Annotated in this window: 1 pseudogene; it reads right to left on the bottom strand. The window is 41.7% G+C overall.

The features are described 5' to 3' along the window. Positions 1–54: 54 nt before the first annotated feature. Positions 55–254, bottom strand: a pseudogene (locus tag H5300_RS27465) (IS5/IS1182 family transposase); the annotation flags it as partial.

Genomic DNA, 254 nt, shown 5'->3' with positions numbered 1-254 from the left:
GGCTTTGTTGCGTAATTAAATTTAGAGATAGAGCCACCCCGTTTCGCGTATTTCTTAGTCAATACGACAAGTTTCAGGCATACCTAACCCAGTAAGCTTGTTCAACGCTTTTATCATCGCGTAAGTTTCACCCACCTGTGCATTGTAATTTCTTAAGCTCAGTTGCCCTCCTAGCAACTGTTTAACTCGATACATCGCTGTTTCTGAGAGTGAACGTTTGTGGTATCCATACCGCTCTTTCCAATACTTATTTG

Source organism: Vibrio sp. SG41-7 (assembly GCF_014164465.1).
In the GTDB taxonomy this organism is placed as follows: Bacteria; Pseudomonadota; Gammaproteobacteria; order Enterobacterales; family Vibrionaceae; genus Vibrio; species Vibrio splendidus.
Note: the sequence above shows the minus strand (reverse complement) of the source record. Positions and strands in the feature narration are given on the sequence as shown.